This is a genomic window from Pseudomonas sp. SJZ131 (assembly GCF_007828705.1).
Classification (GTDB): Bacteria; Pseudomonadota; Gammaproteobacteria; order Pseudomonadales; family Pseudomonadaceae; genus Aquipseudomonas; species Aquipseudomonas prosekii.
Map to the genome: position 1 here is coordinate 133482 of NZ_VIVC01000004.1, position 19365 is coordinate 152846.

17 protein-coding genes are annotated in these 19365 nt (G+C 60.2%); 14 read left to right on the forward strand and 3 right to left on the reverse strand.

Annotation, left to right across the window (positions count from 1 at the left end; all coding sequences use genetic code 11):
• The first annotated feature begins 309 nt into the window (after positions 1 to 309).
• Complete coding sequence (locus FBY12_RS18550) at positions 310 to 1323, forward strand: ABC transporter substrate-binding protein (RefSeq protein ID WP_121734406.1); 1014 nt, start codon at positions 310 to 312, stop codon at positions 1321 to 1323.
• Between the two features lie 97 nt (positions 1324 to 1420).
• Here FBY12_RS18550 and FBY12_RS18555 read toward each other — a convergent pair whose 3' ends face one another.
• Complete coding sequence (locus FBY12_RS18555; protein WP_145254750.1) at positions 1421 to 2341, reverse strand: LysR family transcriptional regulator; 921 nt, start codon at positions 2339 to 2341, stop codon at positions 1421 to 1423.
• 183 nt (positions 2342 to 2524) lie between these two features.
• Here FBY12_RS18555 and FBY12_RS18560 point away from each other — a divergent pair, with 183 nt between their 5' ends.
• The gene (locus FBY12_RS18560; RefSeq protein WP_121734408.1) at positions 2525 to 3445 is read left to right on the forward strand and encodes a TauD/TfdA family dioxygenase; all 921 of its coding nucleotides are present in this window, start codon (positions 2525 to 2527) and stop codon (positions 3443 to 3445) included.
• A gap of 175 nt (positions 3446 to 3620) precedes the next feature.
• On the opposite strand, the gene FBY12_RS18565 is transcribed toward FBY12_RS18560, so the two are convergent.
• Positions 3621 to 5237, reverse strand: a complete 1617-nt coding sequence (locus FBY12_RS18565) for an alkaline phosphatase family protein (protein ID WP_145254753.1) — start codon at positions 5235 to 5237, stop codon at positions 3621 to 3623.
• 195 nt (positions 5238 to 5432) lie between these two features.
• Entirely contained in the window at positions 5433 to 6377 is a 945-nt protein-coding gene (locus FBY12_RS18570) for a LysR family transcriptional regulator (RefSeq protein ID WP_145254756.1), read from the reverse strand.
• 165 nt (positions 6378 to 6542) lie between these two features.
• Here FBY12_RS18570 and FBY12_RS18575 point away from each other — a divergent pair, with 165 nt between their 5' ends.
• From FBY12_RS18575 to FBY12_RS18630, 12 genes are all read left to right on the forward strand, one after another.
• Positions 6543 to 8894 carry a TonB-dependent receptor gene (locus FBY12_RS18575; protein ID WP_145254759.1) on the forward strand — a complete coding sequence of 784 codons (2352 nt, stop codon included), beginning with the start codon at positions 6543 to 6545 and terminating at the stop codon, positions 8892 to 8894.
• Positions 8895 to 8917: 23 nt separating this feature from the next.
• Entirely contained in the window at positions 8918 to 10261 is a 1344-nt protein-coding gene (locus tag FBY12_RS18580) for an aryl-sulfate sulfotransferase (protein ID WP_145254762.1), read from the forward strand.
• A gap of 281 nt (positions 10262 to 10542) precedes the next feature.
• Positions 10543 to 11364 (forward strand): energy transducer TonB, encoded by an 822-nt coding sequence (locus FBY12_RS18585; protein WP_145254765.1) that lies wholly within the window; start codon positions 10543 to 10545, stop codon positions 11362 to 11364.
• A 45-nt stretch (positions 11365 to 11409) separates the two neighbouring features.
• Positions 11410 to 12135: a MotA/TolQ/ExbB proton channel family protein gene (locus tag FBY12_RS18590; RefSeq protein WP_121734411.1), complete on the forward strand. Its 726-nt coding sequence runs from the start codon at positions 11410 to 11412 to the stop codon at positions 12133 to 12135.
• A gap of 1 nt (position 12136) precedes the next feature.
• Complete coding sequence (locus FBY12_RS18595; RefSeq protein ID WP_145254769.1) at positions 12137 to 12538, forward strand: biopolymer transporter ExbD; 402 nt, start codon at positions 12137 to 12139, stop codon at positions 12536 to 12538.
• A gap of 378 nt (positions 12539 to 12916) precedes the next feature.
• Complete coding sequence (locus tag FBY12_RS18600; RefSeq protein ID WP_145254772.1) at positions 12917 to 13498, forward strand: alpha/beta hydrolase; 582 nt, start codon at positions 12917 to 12919, stop codon at positions 13496 to 13498.
• A gap of 56 nt (positions 13499 to 13554) precedes the next feature.
• A complete protein-coding gene (locus FBY12_RS18605) occupies positions 13555 to 14484 on the forward strand; it encodes a sigma 54-interacting transcriptional regulator (protein WP_145254775.1) in 930 nt (309 codons plus the stop codon).
• 457 nt (positions 14485 to 14941) lie between these two features.
• The gene (locus FBY12_RS18610; protein ID WP_145254778.1) at positions 14942 to 15724 is read left to right on the forward strand and encodes a MetQ/NlpA family ABC transporter substrate-binding protein; all 783 of its coding nucleotides are present in this window, start codon (positions 14942 to 14944) and stop codon (positions 15722 to 15724) included.
• 408 nt (positions 15725 to 16132) lie between these two features.
• On the forward strand, positions 16133 to 16798 hold the full coding sequence (locus tag FBY12_RS18615) for an amino acid ABC transporter permease (protein ID WP_145254781.1): 666 nt from the start codon (positions 16133 to 16135) through the stop codon (positions 16796 to 16798).
• A complete protein-coding gene (locus FBY12_RS18620) occupies positions 16779 to 17438 on the forward strand; it encodes an amino acid ABC transporter permease (protein ID WP_121734463.1) in 660 nt (219 codons plus the stop codon). Before FBY12_RS18615 ends, FBY12_RS18620 begins: the two co-directional genes overlap by 20 nt.
• Positions 17435 to 18217 carry an amino acid ABC transporter ATP-binding protein gene (locus tag FBY12_RS18625; RefSeq protein WP_145254784.1) on the forward strand — a complete coding sequence of 261 codons (783 nt, stop codon included), beginning with the start codon at positions 17435 to 17437 and terminating at the stop codon, positions 18215 to 18217. Before FBY12_RS18620 ends, FBY12_RS18625 begins: the two co-directional genes overlap by 4 nt.
• Positions 18214 to 19095: a transporter substrate-binding domain-containing protein gene (locus FBY12_RS18630; RefSeq protein WP_145254787.1), complete on the forward strand. Its 882-nt coding sequence runs from the start codon at positions 18214 to 18216 to the stop codon at positions 19093 to 19095. Before FBY12_RS18625 ends, FBY12_RS18630 begins: the two co-directional genes overlap by 4 nt.
• Positions 19096 to 19365: the final 270 nt, after the last annotated feature.

Consider the following 19365-nt stretch of genomic DNA (forward strand, 5'->3'; position numbering starts at 1 on the left):
TCGATTGACCCGACGCCATCGCGAGCAAACTCGCTCCCACAGGTTTTTGGTGTATGCGAAATCGATCTATAAAGATGCGCATCAATGCTATTGAGAGATAAGCGAGACCATTTAAGGCTTCCAGCCCACCCGCATCCAATGCATTCGAAGAATATTTTCGATGCTGTTTATGCATACCCTCCGCAGAGCCGCGTTTTGACTTGCATAGATCCAGATGATCTAAAAATGTGAATTTATAGTATTTAAGTGTCGCGACCGATTCAGCCTACGTTCTGCTCCTCAACGCCGTCGTCACCAGGAGCCGCACCCATGAATCGTCCCTTCAAACGTGTCATCAATCTTTTTGCCGCACCGGCGCTGGCAGGGTTAATCGCACTCAGCGCGCAGGCCGCTGAACTCAAGGAAATCCGCATCGCCGTGCCCGACCTCAGCGCCGGTACGCAGAACAGCGGCGGTGGGATTACCGATGTTTTGCGCGATCAGCAGATCCTCGAAAAGGCCTTCGCCGATCAAGGCATCACGATCAAGTGGAGCTTCTTCAAGGGCGCCGGCCCGGTGATCAACGAGGCGTTCGCCAACGGCCAGGTGGACCTCGCCTACCTCGGTGATCTGGCGGCGATTATCGGCAGGTCGAACGGCCTCGACACCCGGCTGCTCAGCGCCACCGCGCGCGGGGTCAAACAATATTTGGGCGTGGTCCCCGGTTCGGGGATCAAGACGCTGCAAGACCTCAAAGGCAAGCGCGTGGCGATCTTCCGTGGCACCGCCACGCAGTTGTCGTTCGATGCGGCGTTGGCCAGTCAGGGTTTGAGCGAGAAGGACGTGAAGGTCATCAACCTCGATTTCAGCGGCGCGGTGGCGGCGTTGGCGGCCAAGCAGATCGACGCGTCGTGGGGCAGCTCCGGGCTGACCGCGTTGCAAGCCAAAGGGCTGGCCGAGTTGCCGCTCAACACCAAGGACCTCGGCGGCGCGGGCAGTGTGCAAGCGGTGCTGGTGGGCAGTGGCAAGTTTGTCGACGAACATCCGGAAGCGGTGGCGAAGTTACTCAAGGCACAGCAGCAAGCGGTGGAATGGTTGACTCAGGACGCCAACAAGGACGCCTACATTCAGCTGGTTTCGGGGCTGGCGAGTTATCCACCGATCATTCTTCAGCAGGATCTGAAGGATCAGAAACTCAGCGAAGTTTTCCCCTCGACGCTGGACCCGGTGTTCCTCGGCAAATTGCAGGATTCGGTGGATCTGGCGGCGCAGCAGCGGCTGATCCGCAAGCCGTTCAAAGTAAGCGACTGGGTGGCGCCGCAGTTGGCGGCCGCGAAGCTCTGAGATTTCAAGCGTCTGTTCGCACGTCTTCGCGGGCAAGCCTCGCTCCTACAGGGCTTGCGCAAGAACTGTGGGAGCAAGGCTTGCCCGCGAAGACGTCCTAAACCGCGACGCTGATCTGCTGCTTATCCACCGCCACCAACGTCTCGATCATCGCCCTTGCGGCCGGTGACAATCTGAACCCGGTGCGGCTGACGATCCCGCATCGCGCGTTCATGCTTTCGATGTTCTGCGGCAAATTGCGCCAGTGCAGCAGCACCAGCGAACCCTGCGCCACGTCCTCGATAAATGCCTCCTCGGTGCCAATCCCAATCGCGTTCGACTGCAACACGATCTTCACCAGCGCCGGGAAGTGTTCAGTCTCGATGGTCGGTGAAAAATCCATCCGTCCACTGAGGTTCGCCAGCAGTTTGCGGATGCCCGGCGGGATCAGCGTGGTCGCCAGCGGATAGTCGAACATGTCGTTGGTCGAGAGGCTGTCCTTGACCAGCAACGGATGCCCCGGCCGGCAGAAAAACACCCCGCGCTTGGGCGTCAATGCCTGGGTCTGGAAGTTCGGGTCAGCCTCGAAATGGCGGATGTCGGCGATGAAGAATTCGATCTCTTCGCGGCTCAACGCGCGGCTGAGTTTTTCCCAGTTATCCACCTGAAAACAGGTGCGCACTTTCGGGTGCGCATCGATGAATTGCGCCACCGCATCCGGCACCAGTTTCACCGCCGGCGCCGGGCCGCAACCAAAGCGCAATTCGCCGGCATCGAGCTTGGTCATTTGCGTCACTTCGGCGTTGAGCAGCGCCGCGCCTTGCACCAGGGTCAAGGCATGTTGCAGCACTACCTGGCCCTCGGGCGTGGGGCGCAAATCCTTGTTGCCACGGTCCACCAGCACACAGCCGAACTCTTGCTCCAGCCCTTGAATACTGCGGCTGAACGCCGGTTGAGTGATGCCCATGGCGTCGGCCGCGCGGACAAAACTGCGGTGTTCGTTGAGGGCGATGAAGTAGCGCAACTGGCGAAGATCCATATGCTTTTCCGGCATCCTAAAAATAGCTCGAAGGCATTTGCGACGAGGGTTGCATGAGGTTTTAAATGCAAGCTCTTATTCCGTCAACGAAGCATGTGAATATCTATTAGACCTAAATTGAATATAGATAGAGCATTGTTTCGCTGGCGCTCAACCGTCAGCAGTCCGATCGAGGGTCTACCCATGAGCAATGCCGCTTTAGCTGTAAAACCCGCTGTCCACGCACTCGAAATCCACCCGGTGGCCGGTCGTATCGGCGCCGAGATTCGCGGCGTGCACCTCTCCGGTGAACTGGACGCCGCCACCGTGGAAGCGATTCAGCAAGCGCTGGTCGAGTACAAAGTAGTGTTCTTCCGCGAGCAGACGCACCTCGACGATCAGCGTCAGGAAGCCTTTGCGCACTTGCTCGGCGAGCCGGTGGCGCACCCGACCGTGCCGGTGCGCGACGGCACCCGTTACCTGCTGGAACTCGACGGCGCTGAAGGTCAGCGCGCCAACTCCTGGCACACCGACGTGACCTTCGTTGACGCCTACCCGAAAGCCTCGATCCTGCGCTCGGTGGTCGCCCCTTCTTACGGCGGCGACACCGTGTGGGCGAACACGGCGACCGCTTACAACGAACTGGCGCCGGAGCTGCGCGAACTCGCCGACAAACTGACTGCGGTGCACAGCAACGAATATGACTACGCGAGTGCCAAGCCCGACGTGTCGGCGGAGAAGCTTGAGCGCTACCGCAAAGTCTTCACCTCCACTGTTTACGAGACCGAGCACCCGGTGGTTCGTGTGCACCCGATCAGCGGCGAAAAGAGCTTGCTGCTGGGGCATTTTGTGAAGCGCATCAAGGGGTATTCGCAAGCGGATTCGGCGCACTTGTTCGGGCTGCTGCAAAGCCATGTCACCCGTTTGGAAAATACCGTTCGCTGGCGCTGGCAGGCCGGTGATGTGGCGATCTGGGATAACCGTTCGACCCAGCATTACGCGGTGGATGATTACGGAACTCAGGACCGCGTGGTGCGCCGGGTGACGTTGAAAGGTGAAGTGCCGGTGGGCGTGGCGGGGCAGCGTAGCCAGACGATCAAAGGAGCGGAAATCGTCGGCGTCTGATCCGCCGCCATCGCCAGCAGGCTCGCTCCCACAGTGGATTGGTGTTGTCACAACATCAGTAAATAGGCACAAACCCTGTGGGAGCGAGCTTGCTCGCGAAAGCGGCGTATCCATCGATATATTTATCGACTGACACTGCACCATCGCGAGCAGGCTCGCTCCCACAGTGGACTGGTTACCACACGCCGATTTGCACCAGCTTCTCGGTTTCCGGCTCGCCATATCGGAAGCGCTGCCCGCGCAGATCAATCTCCTGATGGCTGATCGTGGTCCGGCGCTTCAACCCGCGCAGCCACTCGAACAAATACCCCGCATGCTCCTCGCGCACCGCCGCGAACGCCGGGTCCGCGCCGAGGTCGTGCAATTCCTGCGGATCATTCAGCAGATCAAACAACTGTGGGCGAAAGCCGTCATACGCCAGGTATTTCCAGCGCTCGCTGCGGACCATGGTCATGCGGCAGCGGTCGATCGGTTGCGCCAATCGCTCGCGTGCCGGCGCCTGAAATGCGTAGTCGTATTCACTGATCGCATAGCGCCGCCAATCGGTTTCGACGCCGTGCAGCAGCGGGATCAGCGAACGGCCTTCGAGCCGGTGATCGGCGCTGGGCAAACCGAGGGCCTGGAGAAATGTTGGCAAGGCGTCGATGGTTTCCACCAGCCGCTCATCCACCGAACCGCGGGTGACATCCGCTGCAGCCCTCGGGTCGCGCACGATCAGCGGAATGCCCACCGCTGGTTCCAGCAGAAACTCTTTCTCGCCCAAATAGTGATCGCCGAGGAAGTCGCCGTGGTCGCTGGTGAAGACAATCAGCGTGTCGTCCCAGCGACCGTTGCTCTGGAGAAAATCGAACAGGCGCCCGAGCTGATCATCGACCTGTTTGATCAAGCCCATGTAGGTCGGCACCACGTTCAGCCGCACCTCGTCGCGGGAAAAATTCAGGCTCTCCTCATGTTGGCGAAACGCCTCGTACACCGGGTGATCGCTGGCCTCACCGGCCGCCGCGCGCACCGGTGCAATCACTTGATCGGCGCCGTACAAAGCGTGATACGGCGCCGGGGCGATGTAGGGCCAGTGCGGCTTGATGTACGACAGGTGCAGACACCACGGCTGCGCGCCTTGCTCGGCGATAAAGTCGATGGCGCGGTCGGTGGTGTAGACCGTTTCCGAATGCTGCTCGGGGACGCGCGCGGGCAGATGGGCGTTGCGCATTTGCCAGCCGCTGAGGATTTCGCCGTTATCACCTTCGGCGGCATTCGCCCAGTCGTGCCATGGGTTGAGCCCGTCAAAACCGTGTTCGCGCAGGTAATGCGTGTAGGGCGCGGATTCGCGTTTGTCGGCGAAAATCGGGTCGTCGGGGAAGATCCCGTCGTGGCGGAAATACGCCTCGAAACCGACCTCGTTCAAATCCTCCGCTTGCGCACTTTCAGGGTCGATGGCCAGGCGTTGCAACGCTTCCAGATTGGGCGTGGCGTGGGTCTTGCCGACCAGCGCAGTGCGGATGCCGTGCGGGCGCAGATAGTCGCCGATGGTCAGTTCTTCGAGGGGCAACGGCACCGCGTTCCACGCCACTTGATGGCTGCTGACGTAACGGCCGGTGTAGGCCGACATGCGCGAGGGTCCGCAGATCGTGCCTTGGGTGTAGGCACGGCTGAAACGCACGCCGGCCGCGGCCAGACGATCAATATTAGGTGTGTGCAAATGCGGATGGCCGTAGCACGACAGGTAATCGCGGCGCAGCTGATCGCACATGATGTACAGCACGTTACGCACGGGTTTTTCGGGGTTGGACATGGGGTTCACCAATCAGAAGACAGGCGAGGTTTTTCGCTGTTGCGGTGGGGTTGAGGCAAGTGCATTTGGGGAATGGGTTTTATGCAGGGATTGCATCGGCGGCCAGAAAATCGCCATCGCGGGCAAGCCTTGCTCCTACAGGTCCGAGCACGACACAAAACCGTAGGAGCAAAGCTTGCTCGCGATGGCGGTCAATCAGACAGCCAGATTTTCCAGCGAACACACCTCTTCATCCACCGCATCCACCTCTTTGATCTGCGCAATCATCGCCTCGGCCAGCGGCGATAAACGATAGCCGGCGCGGCTGACAATCCCGTAACGCGTGTACAACTCCTCCAGGTCATCGGCCAGCCCGTCAATCCTCAAACAGACCAATTCACCCTTCGCGTGATGCAGCGCATCCGAGTACGCGCCGACGATGCCGATGGCGTCCGAGCGCATCACCACACTGAGCAGGCTGTAGCTGTTTTCGCACTCCACATTCGGGGTGAAATCCGGGCGGCCGCTCAAGTCGACGATGACTTTGCGCAGGTTCGGCGGGCGGATGCTCACGGCCATCGGATAGCTCATCAACTCCGCCGCGCTGATACGTTCGCGCGCCGCCAGCGGATGCCCGGCGCGGCAGCAGAAATGCCATTTGCGCGGGCGCAGACGCTGCGTCAGGTAGTCCGGATCGGCCTCGAAATAACGCGTGTCGGCGACGAAAAATTCGAACTCTTCGCTGAGCAGCCGCTTGCTCAGACTCTGCCAGTCATCGACCTGAAACTGCACCCGCGCCTTCGGGTAGCGCCCGATAAAACTGCCGATTGCGCGGGGGATCAAGCCCGCCGCCGGTGCCGGGCCGCAACCGAAGCGCAACTCGCCGGCCTCGAGGCCATTGAACTGGCTGATCTCGTTGGCCATCTGCTGTGCGCCGCTGACCAGCCGCCGCGCATGTTCGAGCAGCATCTGCCCCTGCTTGGTCGGCGCCAGATCCTTGCGGCCGCGATCAACCAACTGACAACCGACGCTGTGCTCCAGCGCCTGAATGCTGCGGCTGAAGGCCGATTGCGAGAGGTTCACCGCCAGCGCACCCGCGACGAAGCTGCGCTGGTCGGCGAGGGCGATGAAGTGTCTGAGTTGGCGCAAGTCGATATGCATTTTTCACATAAAAAATATCGGGCGAATGCATTGGATATGCATCAGGTGGACTCCTTATAAAGGCAATCTCTTATGCAGTAAATCTTTGTAAAAACATAAATAAATAACTTAAAAGAATATGCAGTGCTGAACGTCGTTGCGTGTTTTTTGATCAGGAGCCGCCTCATGAGTCCGTTGAACCTCGCCTCACCCTTATCGCCCCGACGGCTCAAACGCCTGCCCCTGGCGCTATTACTGGCGAGCAGCGCCCAGGCTTACGCCGCGCAACCGGCGCCGACCGCCGCCGCGCCCGCCGGCAAACCCGCCGCCGACAGTGCACAACTGGAAACGGTCACCGTCACCACCCGCCGCCGCGAAGAAAGTTCGCAAGATGTGCCGACGCCGATGAGCGTGGTCAGCGGCCAGGCGCTGGAAACCCAGCGGGTTTATCGCATTCAGGATCTGCAGCAACTGGTGCCCAGCGTCAACGTTGCCTACATGCATGCGCGGCAGTCCAGCGTGTCGATTCGCGGGCTCGGCAACAACCCGGCCAGTGACGGTCTGGAGGGCAGCGTCGGGCTCTACATCGACAACGTTTACCTCGGGCGGCCGGGCATGGCGGTGTTCGACTTGATGGACATCGAGCAGCTCGAAGTGCTGCGCGGTCCGCAGGGCACGCTGTTCGGCAAAAACACCACGGCGGGGGTGATCAACATCAGCACGCGCGCGCCGTCGTTCACCCCGGAGCGCAGCATCGAAACGTCGGTCGGCGAGGACGGTTATTTCCAGACCAAAGGGACGATTTCCGGACCGCTGAACGATGAACTCGCCGGACGATTTTCGGCCTATCGCACGCGCAGCGACGGTGACATCAAAAACGAATTTAATGGCCACGACTTGAACGGCGGCTCGCGTGAAGGCTTTCGTGGACAGTTGCTGTACAAGCCCAACGAGTCGTTCAACCTGCGCTGGATCGGCGATTACAACGAAGAGGATTCCAGCGCCGGCACCCGCGTGTTGTACAACACCGGGCCGACCATCAATGGCGTCAACCTTTATGAGTCACGCGCCGCTGCGGCAGGCGCGACGCTGGTCAACGGCTCGCATCGCAAGGTCAATCTGGACAACGATCAACACGTCACCGTGCATCAGGGCGGCACCTCGCTGGAGGCCAACTGGAACTTGCCGAGCGACTTCACCCTGACCTCGATCAGCTCCTATCGCTGGTGGAATTTCACCCCGCGCAACGACGATGGCTTGAACGTGCCGGCGAGCTACAACGCCGGGGTTTCGGTGGAAGACAAACAGTATTCGCAGGAATTTCGCCTGGCTTCGCCCAAGGGTGAATTCTTCGATTACGTGCTCGGCGCGTACTACTTCGGCAACGATCTGGACAACAAATCCTTCGCCAACTACGGCCCGCAAGCGGACATCTGGAACGGCACCCCGGCGGGCGCACTGGCCAACGTCGACAGCGTCGGCAAGGGCCACATCAAGACCGACAGCTTTGCGCTGTTTGCCCAGGGCACCTGGCACCTCACGCCACGCCTGGATTTCACCGCCGGCGTGCGCGGCACTTATGAAGAGAAAAACGCCTCGGTGACCCGCGCGGCTCCGGTCGGTGGCGCCGCAGTAACCGGCGCAGCGGCGACGGCGCGACGTGGGCGCACCGGCGCTTACGACTCCGGTGATTTGAATCAGTACAGCGCCAGCCCTTCGGGCTTGTTGAACCTCAGCTATCGCTTCACCGATGACTTGCTCGGCTACGCCACTGTGTCCCACGGCGAGAAGTCCGGCGGGGTCAACCTCGCGGTCGGCTCGGCGCCGACGGCGGGCGCCGACTCGCTCCTGATCGGCACCGAGCGTGCGAACAATGCCGAACTCGGTTTCAAAAGCACGCTGTGGGACCGCCGTCTGCAACTCAACGCCAACGTGTTCTGGACCCAGGTCAACGCCTACCAGACCAACGCTTATGACGCCGCCAATCGCGTGCAATACCTGACCAACGCCGGCTCCGTGCGCTCACGCGGCGTCGAATTCGAAAGCACCCTGGTGCCGCTGCGGGGCCTGACGCTGAACATCAATGGCTCGTACAACGACGTCAGCTACCTCTCGTACAAAGACGCGCCGTGCCCGCCGGAAATCAGCCAGGCACCGGGCGCCCCGGCGTCGTGCGACCTCAGCGGCCACCAGGTGGTGGGCGCGTCGAAATGGATCGGCAACGCCAACGGCGAATACAAATGGAACCTGAGCAGCGGCCTCGAAGAGTACGTCACCGCCAGTTACGCGTTCCGCTCCAAAGCCGTCGGCACTGTGGAAGATTCCGACTACGGGCAGATTCCGAGTTACGCCGTGGTCAACCTCTCCACCGGCCTGCGCGGCGACTTCAACCAAGGCCAGTGGGACGTCTCGCTCTGGCTGAAAAACGCCTTCGACAAAACCTATTACACGACCCTCTGGACCGGCGGCAACGGCGGTTATGAAGGCTTGCTCGGAACCCCGCGCACCCTCGGCCTGACGGGTCGCTACGACTTCTGATTCGTGACTCAAGGAGTTCCATCATGTTGAGCATCAAAACCGCTTTACCGCTGTTGCTGACCGGCGCGGTATTCAGCGCAGGCACCTTCGCCGCACCCAGCGTCTACCCCACGGGCGTGACCCGATATGCCCCGGCCAAGGCGTTTAACCAATACGTGATTTTTAGCGGCGCCGACAAGCAGACGCACTTGATCGACATGAACGGCAACGAGGTGAAAACCTGGCCGCACGCTGGTTTCCCTTCGGCGGTAATCGATCCGCAACTGGTCGGCGGCGAGCGCGGCCATGTGTTGCTGCAACTCAGCGACAAGGACCCCGGCAAACTCGGTTCGGCCGGCAACGGTTTGGGCAACCAGAGCATTGGTGAGCTCGACTGGAACGGCAAAGTCGTCTGGCAGTGGGGCGACAAGGCGCCGGGCGGCGCTGCGCAACAGCACCATGACCAACGGCGTCTGGCCAACGGCAACACCGTGGTGTTGGCCAATAAAGTGCACAAGGTCGCCGGGTTCAAAGTGCCGGAAGTCATCGACGATGCCATCTACGAAGTCACGCCCAAAGGTGAGGTGAAATGGCAATGGCTGGCCTCGGAACACCTGGATGAATTCGGCTTTACGCCCGAGCAATTGAAACTGGTGCACGCCAGCGACAACCCGGATTACCTGCACATCAACAACCTCAGCCTTGTCGGCCCGAACAAGTGGTTTGACGCGGGCGACAAACGCTTCAATCCGGATAACTTGCTGCTCGATTCACGCAACGCCAATTTCATCGCGATCATCGACAAGCAAAGCGGCAAAGTGGTCTGGCGTCTCGGCCCGAACCTGCCGCTGATCGACCCTAAAACCGCGCAAAAACTGCCACGGCCGGTGGACCAGTTTGTCGGTCAGCACGACGCGCACATCATCCCCGCAGGCTTGCCGGGCGCGGGCAATATTCTGCTGTTCGATAACCAGGGCTCGGCGGGTTATCCGAACGTCACGCTGGGGCTGATCTCGGGTTCGCGTGTGCTGGAAATCGACCCGAGCACAAACCAAATCGTCTGGCAGTACAGCGCGGCCAATTCGAAACAGCCGGGATGGGCGTTTTACAGCTCGTTCATCAGCAGCGCGCGACGTTTGCCGAACGGCAATACGTTGATCGACGAAGGCATGAACGGACGGTTTTTCCAGGTCACGGCCAGCGGCGAAAACGTCTGGGAATACGTCAGCCCTTATCTCGGCAAAGCGCCGGGTGGCGATGCGATCAGCAACTGGGTCTATCGCGCGTTGCCGGTGAGCTACGACTGGGTGCCGCTGGGCACGCCGCGCGCCGAAACCGCGGTGATTGCGCCGACGGTCGCTGCGCAGCAAACCAGCGCAAGCCGCTGACCAGAGCCGCACGAGCGCCGAAAACCATGCCTGCGGGGAATATTTTCAATGCCTGGAATGCATGCGTAATCGGGCTCTCGCGCACAGGCCTCGGCGGATAAGGCCTGCGGCCAAATGGGCAGTTCTTATATTCGCTAATGATCTATCAGTAATCTAAAAGATTACTTTAAGAGATAAGCGTCTAGCTCAATGATCACGCCATCGACAGGCCGGCGGGGAATGTTTGTTCCGGCCTGTCTTTTTATGTAGACGCGTTTTGAAGGACTGTAGGGAGTAAAACCATGGGCAATGTCCAGACCGCCGCCGGCGCGCATGAGGTGCTGTGGCGCCACGCGCCGAGTGGTGAGTTGGTCGACCTCGGCCGCGTGCCTCGGGTGCCGTTGGGCCAGTTGCGTTTGCAGCGTGCGCCCAAGGGGATTTTGAGCCGCCGCGAAGCGATTCTGCTCGGTGTGCTCGCGTTGCTGGTGCATGGCGCGGTGATCTATTGGCTCAATCAGCAGCCGATCAAGGAATTGCCGATTGTGCCGCCGGAAATCCCGCCGATGACCATCGAGTTTTCGCGCCCGGCGCCGCCCGTGGTCGAGCCGCCACCGCCGCAACCGGTACAACCGGTGGTCGAGCCGCCGCCACCCGTCGAAGACGAATTGGCTGTAAAACCGCCGCCACCCAAACCGGTTCCGAAGCCTAAGCCAGTCGCCAAACCGCTGCCCAAGCCAACGCCAAAGCCAACGCCCAAAGCGGTCGAGCAACCGCCCGCGCCGCCACAACCGACAGCGCCGGTCGCCGCGCCTGCACCACCGGCGCCACCAGCGCCAGCACCGGTAACGCCGGCCTCGGCCAACGCGGCGTATCTGAAAAACCCGGCGCCGGAATATCCGTCGCTGGCCCAGCGTCGCGGGTGGGAAGGCACGGTGTTGCTGCGGGTGCATGTGTTGGCCAACGGCAAACCGGGGGAAATCCAGATTCAGAAAAGCAGTGGTCGCGATCAGCTCGACGACGCGGCGCTCAGCGCGGTCAAGCGCTGGAGTTTTGTCCCGGCCAAGCAAGGTGAGGTGGCCCAGGATGGCTGGGTCAGCGTGCCGATCGATTTCAAGATTCATTAAACCGAAACCCAATTCGCGCCAAATGTTTACACGAGGGAATACATCATGACGTTACTGGCCTCTCCACTTGAATCCATCGAAAGCGCGGTGATCTGGCTGCTGGTGGTTTTTTCCGTTGCCACTTGGGGTTTGGCGTTGCTCAAAGGCGTGCAGTTCGGCCGTTTGAAAGCTCAGGATCGCAAGTTTCACAAGCAGTTCTGGGCGGCCTCAAGTCTGGATGCCGCCGCCGAATTGAGCGAAACCCAGCCCGGCGCCGCCGCACGGGTTGCCCAGGCCGGTTATGCGGCGATTCAGGTCGGTGAAGCGCCGCAGGCGCAGGATTTGAGCCAGGCGATCAATCACCAGGATCGGCTGGAGCGTGCCTTGCGTCAGCAGATCGTCCGCGAACGGCGTTCGCTGGAAACCGGGCTGGCGGTGGTCGCGAGTATCGGCAGCACCTCGCCGTTCATTGGTTTGTTCGGCACGGTGTGGGGAATCATGGAAGCGTTGAAAGGCATCAGCGCGGCCGGTTCGGCGAGCCTGGAAACGGTCGCCGGACCGATCGGTGCAGCACTGGTCGCGACCGGTGTGGGGATCGCGGTCGCGGTGCCGGCAGTGCTGGTTTACAACTACTTTTTGCGGCGTTTGAAACTGACGGCGGCGGACCTGGATGACTTCGCCCACGACTTCTACAGCCTGGCGCAGAAGAGTTCGTTCCGACTGCTGATTCACCCGACGTCGCACAAAGTCGTGGCCCAGGGTGGCGCGCAGAAAGTCAAGGAGGCGTCCTGATATGGCGTTCTCCACGCAAGACAGTGATGAGGTGCTGAGCGAGATCAACGTGACGCCGCTGGTGGACGTGATGCTGGTGCTGCTGGTGGTGTTTATCGTCACCGCGCCGCTGCTGACCAACGCGATCCCGATCAACCTGCCGAAGACCGAAGCGGTGGCGCCGGTGGAGCAGAAGGACCCGCTGGTGGTGAGCATCGATGGCGCCGGCAAGCTGTTTATCAACAAGGATGAAATCAAGCCGGATCTGCTCGAGTTCAACCTCAAATCAGCGAAAGCCAAGGATCCGGAAGTGCGCGTGCAATTGCAGGCCGACGACGGGGTGAATTACGGCGAAGTGGCGCGGGCCATGGCCTCGATTGAACGGGCCGGAATTACCAAGTTGTCGGTGATCACCGCGCGCTAGATTTTCCACAGTTTCCGGGGCCGTCTCCTTGGCAGGGTGCGGCCCTTTTTTTTGCGTAGGGCTCGAGAGCCATCCCCTCACCCCAACCCTCTCCCCAGACGGGAGAGGGGGAAAGGGGGCCGATCTTCATTCTTTTCGACCCTGAGTTCGACTCAGGACTTTCAGGTCGCAGCATCTCGCGAAAACACCTCAGTCAGGCCCCTCTCCCCTTTGGGGAGAGGGTTAGGGTGAGGGGTGGTTCTGATGATCAATCCCAAATATTCAATCCATCACTCATATGCATTTAAGGTCTTAATAAATAGCTTCTTATTCCTTAACGAATATAACTCCCATCCCTATACTCGCTCAGGAACAGACACGCAGCAGGAGAGCTCCCCCATGCGCAACGAATCAATTCGCTACCTGATTGTGCCGGGCTGGCAAGGATCGCCAGATGATCATTGGCAAAGCCACTGGCAGAACAGTTTGCCGAACAGTGCGCGCGTGGAGCAGGCCGACTGGCTGACGCCGCGTCGTGAAGACTGGGTCGCAGCGCTTGCCGAGGCAATTGCCGCCGACAGCACGCCAGTCATCCTGATCGCCCACAGCCTCGGTTGCATCACCGTCGCGCATTGGGCAGCGACCGCGCCGTCGCAGTTTTTGCGTCAGGTGCGCGGTGCCTTGCTGGTCGCGCCTGCGGACGTCGAGCGCCCGGCGTGCGTGCCGGCCCTGCGCAATTTCGCACCGATTCCGACCACGTTGTTGCCGTTCCCCAGCCAAGTCGTCAGCTCCGACAACGACAGCGCCGTCAGTGCCCCGCGCGCACTGGAACTGGCGCGCCACTGGGGTGCGGAGGCGGGGATTCTGTCCGGCGCCGGGCACATCAACGTCAAGTCTGGTCACCAGCGTTGGGAGCAGGGTTTCGCCTATCTCTATCGCCTGCAAAACCGCATGGAACATCACGCCCTGCGGCGCGCCTGATTTTTTTATCTTTTCAACGCCCCCGTCTCCCGGCGGTTTTGGGCGGGAGTTCTGCCATGAGTTTTGAAGCCTTCGGTCAGCCGCTGCTGACCTTTCCCGACGCCGAAAAAAGTCCCCTGAGCATTCGCGCCAAAGCGCTGGTGTTTGTCGATCCACGTTCGCGCCAGTTGCGCGAGGAATTGGAGCAACTGGCTCCGCGCTCAGTGTGCGTGTTGATTCGCGGCGAAACCGGCAGCGGTAAGGAACTGCTCGCGCGCCACATCCATCGCGCCAGTGATCGCAGCGGCTTGTTCGTGTCGGTCAATTGCGGCGCGATCAGCCCGACCTATGCCGACGCCGAATTGTTCGGTTACGCCGCCGGCAGCTACAGCGGCGCGGCGAGCAGTCGCGCCGGGTGGTTTGGCTCGGCCAATGGCGGCACGTTGTACCTGGACGAAATCGGCGACTTGCCGCTGCCGATCCAGATCAAATTGCTCTCGGCGCTGGAAAACCACGAAGTCACCCGCGTCGGCGCGCACCAGCCGAGCCCGGTGGACGTGCGCCTGGTCGCGGCCACCAGCATCGACCTCGCGCAAGCGGTGGCCGCCGGCAAATTCCACGAACGGCTTTATCACTACCTCAGCGAAGGCCAACTCGAACTGCCGGCGCTGCGTGAACGCGTGGGCGATATTCTGTCGCTGGCCGAATATTTTCTCGGCATCTACAGCCAACGCCTCGACCTGCCGGTGCCGCTGATCAGCGAAGCCGCGCAACAAGTGCTGGAAGCGCACAGCTGGCCGGGCAACACCCGCGAACTGGAAAACGTCATTCACTTCGCGCTGTTGGTGAGCACCGGCGACGAAATCCTGCCCGAGCATCTGAACCTGCCAGACGCGACGCCATCGTTGCAGCAGATCGAGCGGCAACTCAAACACATCCTCGCCAACGGATCCGCCGCCGAACAAGCAGCGCTAAACCAACTCCTGAAAAACACCGCGCTCCTGTAGGAGCAAAGCTTGCTCGCGAACCAGACGACGCGGTGCATCGGGCAAGACGCCGCCCCCTGTAGGAGCAAAGCTTGCTCGCGAAGCAGACGACGCGGTGCATCGGGCAGGACGCCGTCCCCTGTAGGAGCAAAGCTTGCTCGCGAAGCAGACGACGCGGTGCATCGCGCAAGACGCCGTCCCCTGTAGGAGCAAAGCTTGCTCGCGAACCGAAACGACGCGGTGTACCAGCAAGGACGCCTTCGCGGGCAAGCCTCGCTCCTACGGGTAATGCGCGAGCCAGAGGAGTCTGGAAAAAAAGGGGTGTATGAACAAAATGGAATATGAAAGTGAATAAAAGATATTGTTCGGGAATAAAAAATCCCGGTATTGTCCGCTTCACGCCAGCGATAGCACTTCACTGGCACTCGTACTAATAGCCGTCGCCGCTGGCGACCGTGATTTTCGATAAGGACACTGCATGAAAAAGGTTCTGTTGTTCACCGCACTGGCGGCTGCCCTGACTGCTGGCCTGGCCCAGGCTGGCGAGAAACTGGTGGTTGCGGCGACCCCGATTCCACACGCCGAGATTCTTGAACTGATCAAGCCGACTCTCGCCAAAGAAGGCGTGGATCTGGAAATCAAAGTCTTCACCGACTACGTTCAGCCGAACGTGCAGGTCGATCAGAAGCGTCTGGACGCCAACTACTTCCAGACCCTGCCGTACCTGGACAGCTTCAACAAAGGCAAGGGCACTAACCTGGTCACCGTGATCGGCGTGCACGTCGAACCGTTCGGCGGCTACTCGAAGAAAGTCAAAACCCTGGCTGAGCTGAAGGACGGCGCCACCATCGCCATCCCTAACGAAGGCAGCAACAGCGGCCGTGCCCTGATCCTGCTGCAGAAGGCTGGCCTGATCGAGTTGAAAGACCCGAAAAACGCCCTGGCCACGCCGAAAGACATCGCCAAGAACCCGCACAACTTCAAGTTCAAGGAACTCGAATCGGCCATGCTCCCGCGTGTGCTGGATCAAGTCGACCTGGACATGATCAACACCAACTACGCGCTGGAAGCAGGTCTGAACCCGGCTAAAGACGCGCTGGTCATCGAAGGCGCGGATTCGCCTTACGTGAACTTCCTGGTGGCGCGTCCGGACAACAAGGACAGCGACGCCATCCAGAAACTGGCCAAAGCCCTGACCAGCCCGGAAGTGAAAGCGTTCATCGAGAAGAAATACAGCGGCGCCGTACTGCCGGCGTTCTGATTCGACGCAGCACCAAACCCCTTCAAGGTTTCAACGCCGACGGCTGCTACAGCGTCGGCGTTTTTGCGTGCGCCCAAATCCTTGTAGGAGCAGACCCCTGTAGGAGCGAGCCTGCTCGCGATAGCGCCGGGTCAGGCAAGTGACATGTTGACTGACCCACCGCTATCGCGAGCAGGCTCACTCCTACAAGGGTTCTGTGTGGTTCAGGAAATCGGATCGATCAATTTTTCTGCGCTCTTTTGCCGCTTTCACCACACCTCAGCCAGATAGTTTTTTGCGTGATATCAATATGCTTTAACGGTATTTAAATTCTTCTTTTTATACCTTTAAAGTCGGTGCCTGCCGGGTGGTTATCCGCCGCCCATGGACTGCGCCACCGTCGCTTACCCCGCGACGTCAGGATGTTCAATGACCCTCGATTACGCTTTTATCCTCAGCACGCTGCCGGCGTTTCTCAAAGCCGTGGGCGTGACTCTGCAGGTCGGTTTTATCGCCATCGGCACCTCGCTGCTGGTGGCGCTGATCAACGCGACGATCCTGGTGTTTCGCACGCCATATCTGCAGCGCCTCGTCGGTCTGTACGTGGAACTGGCGCGCAACACGCCGCTGCTGATTCAGCTGTTTTTCGTCTACTTCGCCCTGCCGACGCTGGGCATCAAGGTTTCGGGTTTCACCGCGGCGATCATCACCATGACCTTCCTTGGCGGCGCTTATCTCACCGAAGTGCTGCGCGCCGGGGTCGACGCGGTGCCGCACGCTCAGCTCGAATCCGGCCGTTCCATCGGCCTGTCCCACGGCCAATTGCTGCGCTACGTGATCCTGCCGCAAGCCGGAATCCTCAGCCTGCCGTCGCTGTTCGCCAATTTTATTTTCCTGCTCAAGGAAACCACCGTGGTCTCGGCGGTGGCGGTGCCGGAGATTCTCTACACCACCAAAAGCTACATCGCGCTCTACTACAAAACCTACGAAATGCTCGCCATGCTGACGCTGATTTGCGTGCTGCTGTTTTTGCCGCTGTCGCTGCTGCTCAGCCGTCTGGAAAGGAGGCTCCAGCATGGCCAGTTCGGGTCTTGAATTGCTGTGGGTGTCGTTGCCGCAACTGGGCAAAGGCGCGGCGCAAACCTTGTCGATTTCCTTTCTGAGCATCGCCATCAGCAGCGTCGGCGGTGTGCTCTACGGCGTGTTGCGCACGCTTGACTCGAAATGGCTGAACGCAATCCTGCGGGTTTATCTGGAACTGTTCCGGGCGATTCCGGTGCTGGTCTGGCTGTACTTGCTGTTCTTCGGTCTGCCGATTTTCTTCGGCCTGAGCATTCCGAGTTTCTGGTGCGCGGTGCTGGTGTTGTCGCTGTGGGGCGCCAGCGAGGTGGGTGAAGTGGTGCGCGGCGCGCTGCATTCGTTGCCGCGCGGTCAGCGTGAAGCAGGCTTGTCGATTGGCCTCAACGGCCCGCAACTCTACGGTTACGTGCTGCTGCCGCAAGCGCTGAAACGCATGACGCCGCCGACCATCAATGTCTATACGCGGATCATCAAGACCAGCTCGCTGGCGGTGCTGATCGGTGTGGTGGACGTGATCAAGGTCGGCCAGCAGATCATCGAACGCACTTACGAATCGGTGCTGATCTACGGCGCACTGTTCCTGTTTTTCTTCTTCATTTGCTACCCGCTGTCGGCCGCCTCGCGCGTGCTGGAGCGGCGCTGGACGCAAGCATGAGCGCACTGATCGAGTTCAACGGTTTCAACAAGTTTTTCGCCGAGCAACAAGTGCTGAAAGACATCGACCTGAGTGTGAAGTCCGGCGAGGTGATCGTCATTCTCGGCCCCAGCGGCTGCGGCAAAAGCACTTTGCTGCGCTGCCTGAATGGCCTGGAAGTGGCGCACAGCGGCAGCCTGACATTCGACGGCCGCGAGTTGCTGGACAAAAGCACCGACTGGCGCGACGTGCGTCAGCAGATCGGCATGGTGTTCCAGAGTTATCACCTGTTTCCGCACATGAGCGTCCTTGACAATTTGCTGCTCGGCCCGGTCAAAGTGCAGAAGCGCGAACGCCGCGAGGCCCGCGCTCAGGCTGAAGCCTTGCTCGAACGGGTTGGCTTGCTGGACAAACGCGACGCCTTCCCGCGCCAGCTCTCTGGTGGCCAGCAACAACGCATCGCCATCGTCCGCTCGCTGTGCATGAACCCCAAAGTGATGTTGTTCGATGAAGTCACCGCCGCCCTCGACCCGGAAATGGTCAAGGAAGTGCTGGAAGTGATTCAGGGTCTGGCCCGCGAAGGCATGACCCTGTTGATCGTCACCCACGAAATGGCCTTCGCCCGCGCGGTGGCCGACCGCATCGTGTTCATGGATGCCGGGCGCATCCTCGAACAAAACCCTCCCGAGCTTTTCTTTACGAACCCGCAAACCGCACGCGCGCAGCAGTTCCTGGAGAAATTCTCCTACGTCGAAGCCCTGCCCAAAAAGACTCAAACACAGGAACTGGAACTGCTATGAAAACTGCCAAGTCGTCACTCTTTTTACTGCCGCTGCTCGGCCTCGCACTGCTGGCCGGCTGCGATAAAACCGAACAACCGCCGAAACCCAAAGTCGCCAGCGAAAGCACGGCACCGGCCGGCTACCTGGACAAAATCAAGGCGCGCGACAAGTTGATTGTCGGGGTGTTTACCGATAAACCGCCGTTCGGTTTTGTCGATGAGGCTGGGCGCTACGTTGGTTTTGATACCGACATCGGCCGCCAATTCGCCAAGGATTTGCTGGGCGATGAAAACAAAGTCGAGTTCGTTGCGGTGGAACCGGCGAGCCGGATTCCGTTTCTGCAAAGCGACAAGGTTGATTTGATCCTGGCCAACATGACCGTCACTCCGGAGCGCCAGCAAGCGGTGGAATTCACCAACCCGAACCTCAAGGTTGCGGTGCAAGCCTTGGTGCCGCAGGACAGCTCGGTAAAAACCCTGGACGACTTGGCGAGCCGCACGACCATCGTCACCACGGGCACCACGGCGGATATCTGGCTGACGAAAAATCACCCGGACTGGAAATTGCTCAAGTTCGAGAAAAACTCCGAGTCGCTGCAAGCCTTGGCCAATGATCGTGGTGACGCGTATGCGCAGGACAATTTGGTGCTGTTCAGCTGGGCCAAGCAAAATCCCGGCTACCGCGTGCTGGAGCAGACTCTGGGCGCCGAAGCACCGATTGCGCCGGCGGTGAAGAAGGGCAACATCGAACTGCGCGACTGGGTGAACACCGAGTTGGCGAAGTTGGGCGAAGAGAAGTATCTGCTCAAGCTGTACGACCAATACGTGCGCAAAGAACTGAGCGACGACACCAAGCCTGAGAGTGTGATTGTTGAGGGTGGGAAGTGGCAGGGGTGATCTTCTGCTGAGCTCTGTTGGTTCTGCGGTGCGGCTGAGAACCAGCCCCTCACCCCAACCCTCTCCCCAGAGGGGAGAGGGGGAAATGGGGCCGATCTCCATGCTTTTCAACGTATGGATTCGGCAGACGTCTCGTCTTTTTCCGGCCTGAGTTCAACTCGGTTGTTCAGGTCGATGCAACTCTAAGAACACCTCGGTCAGTCCCCTCTCCCCAGAGGGGGAAAGGGGGCAGATCTCCATGCTTTTCAAAGTATCGGTTCGGCAGACGTC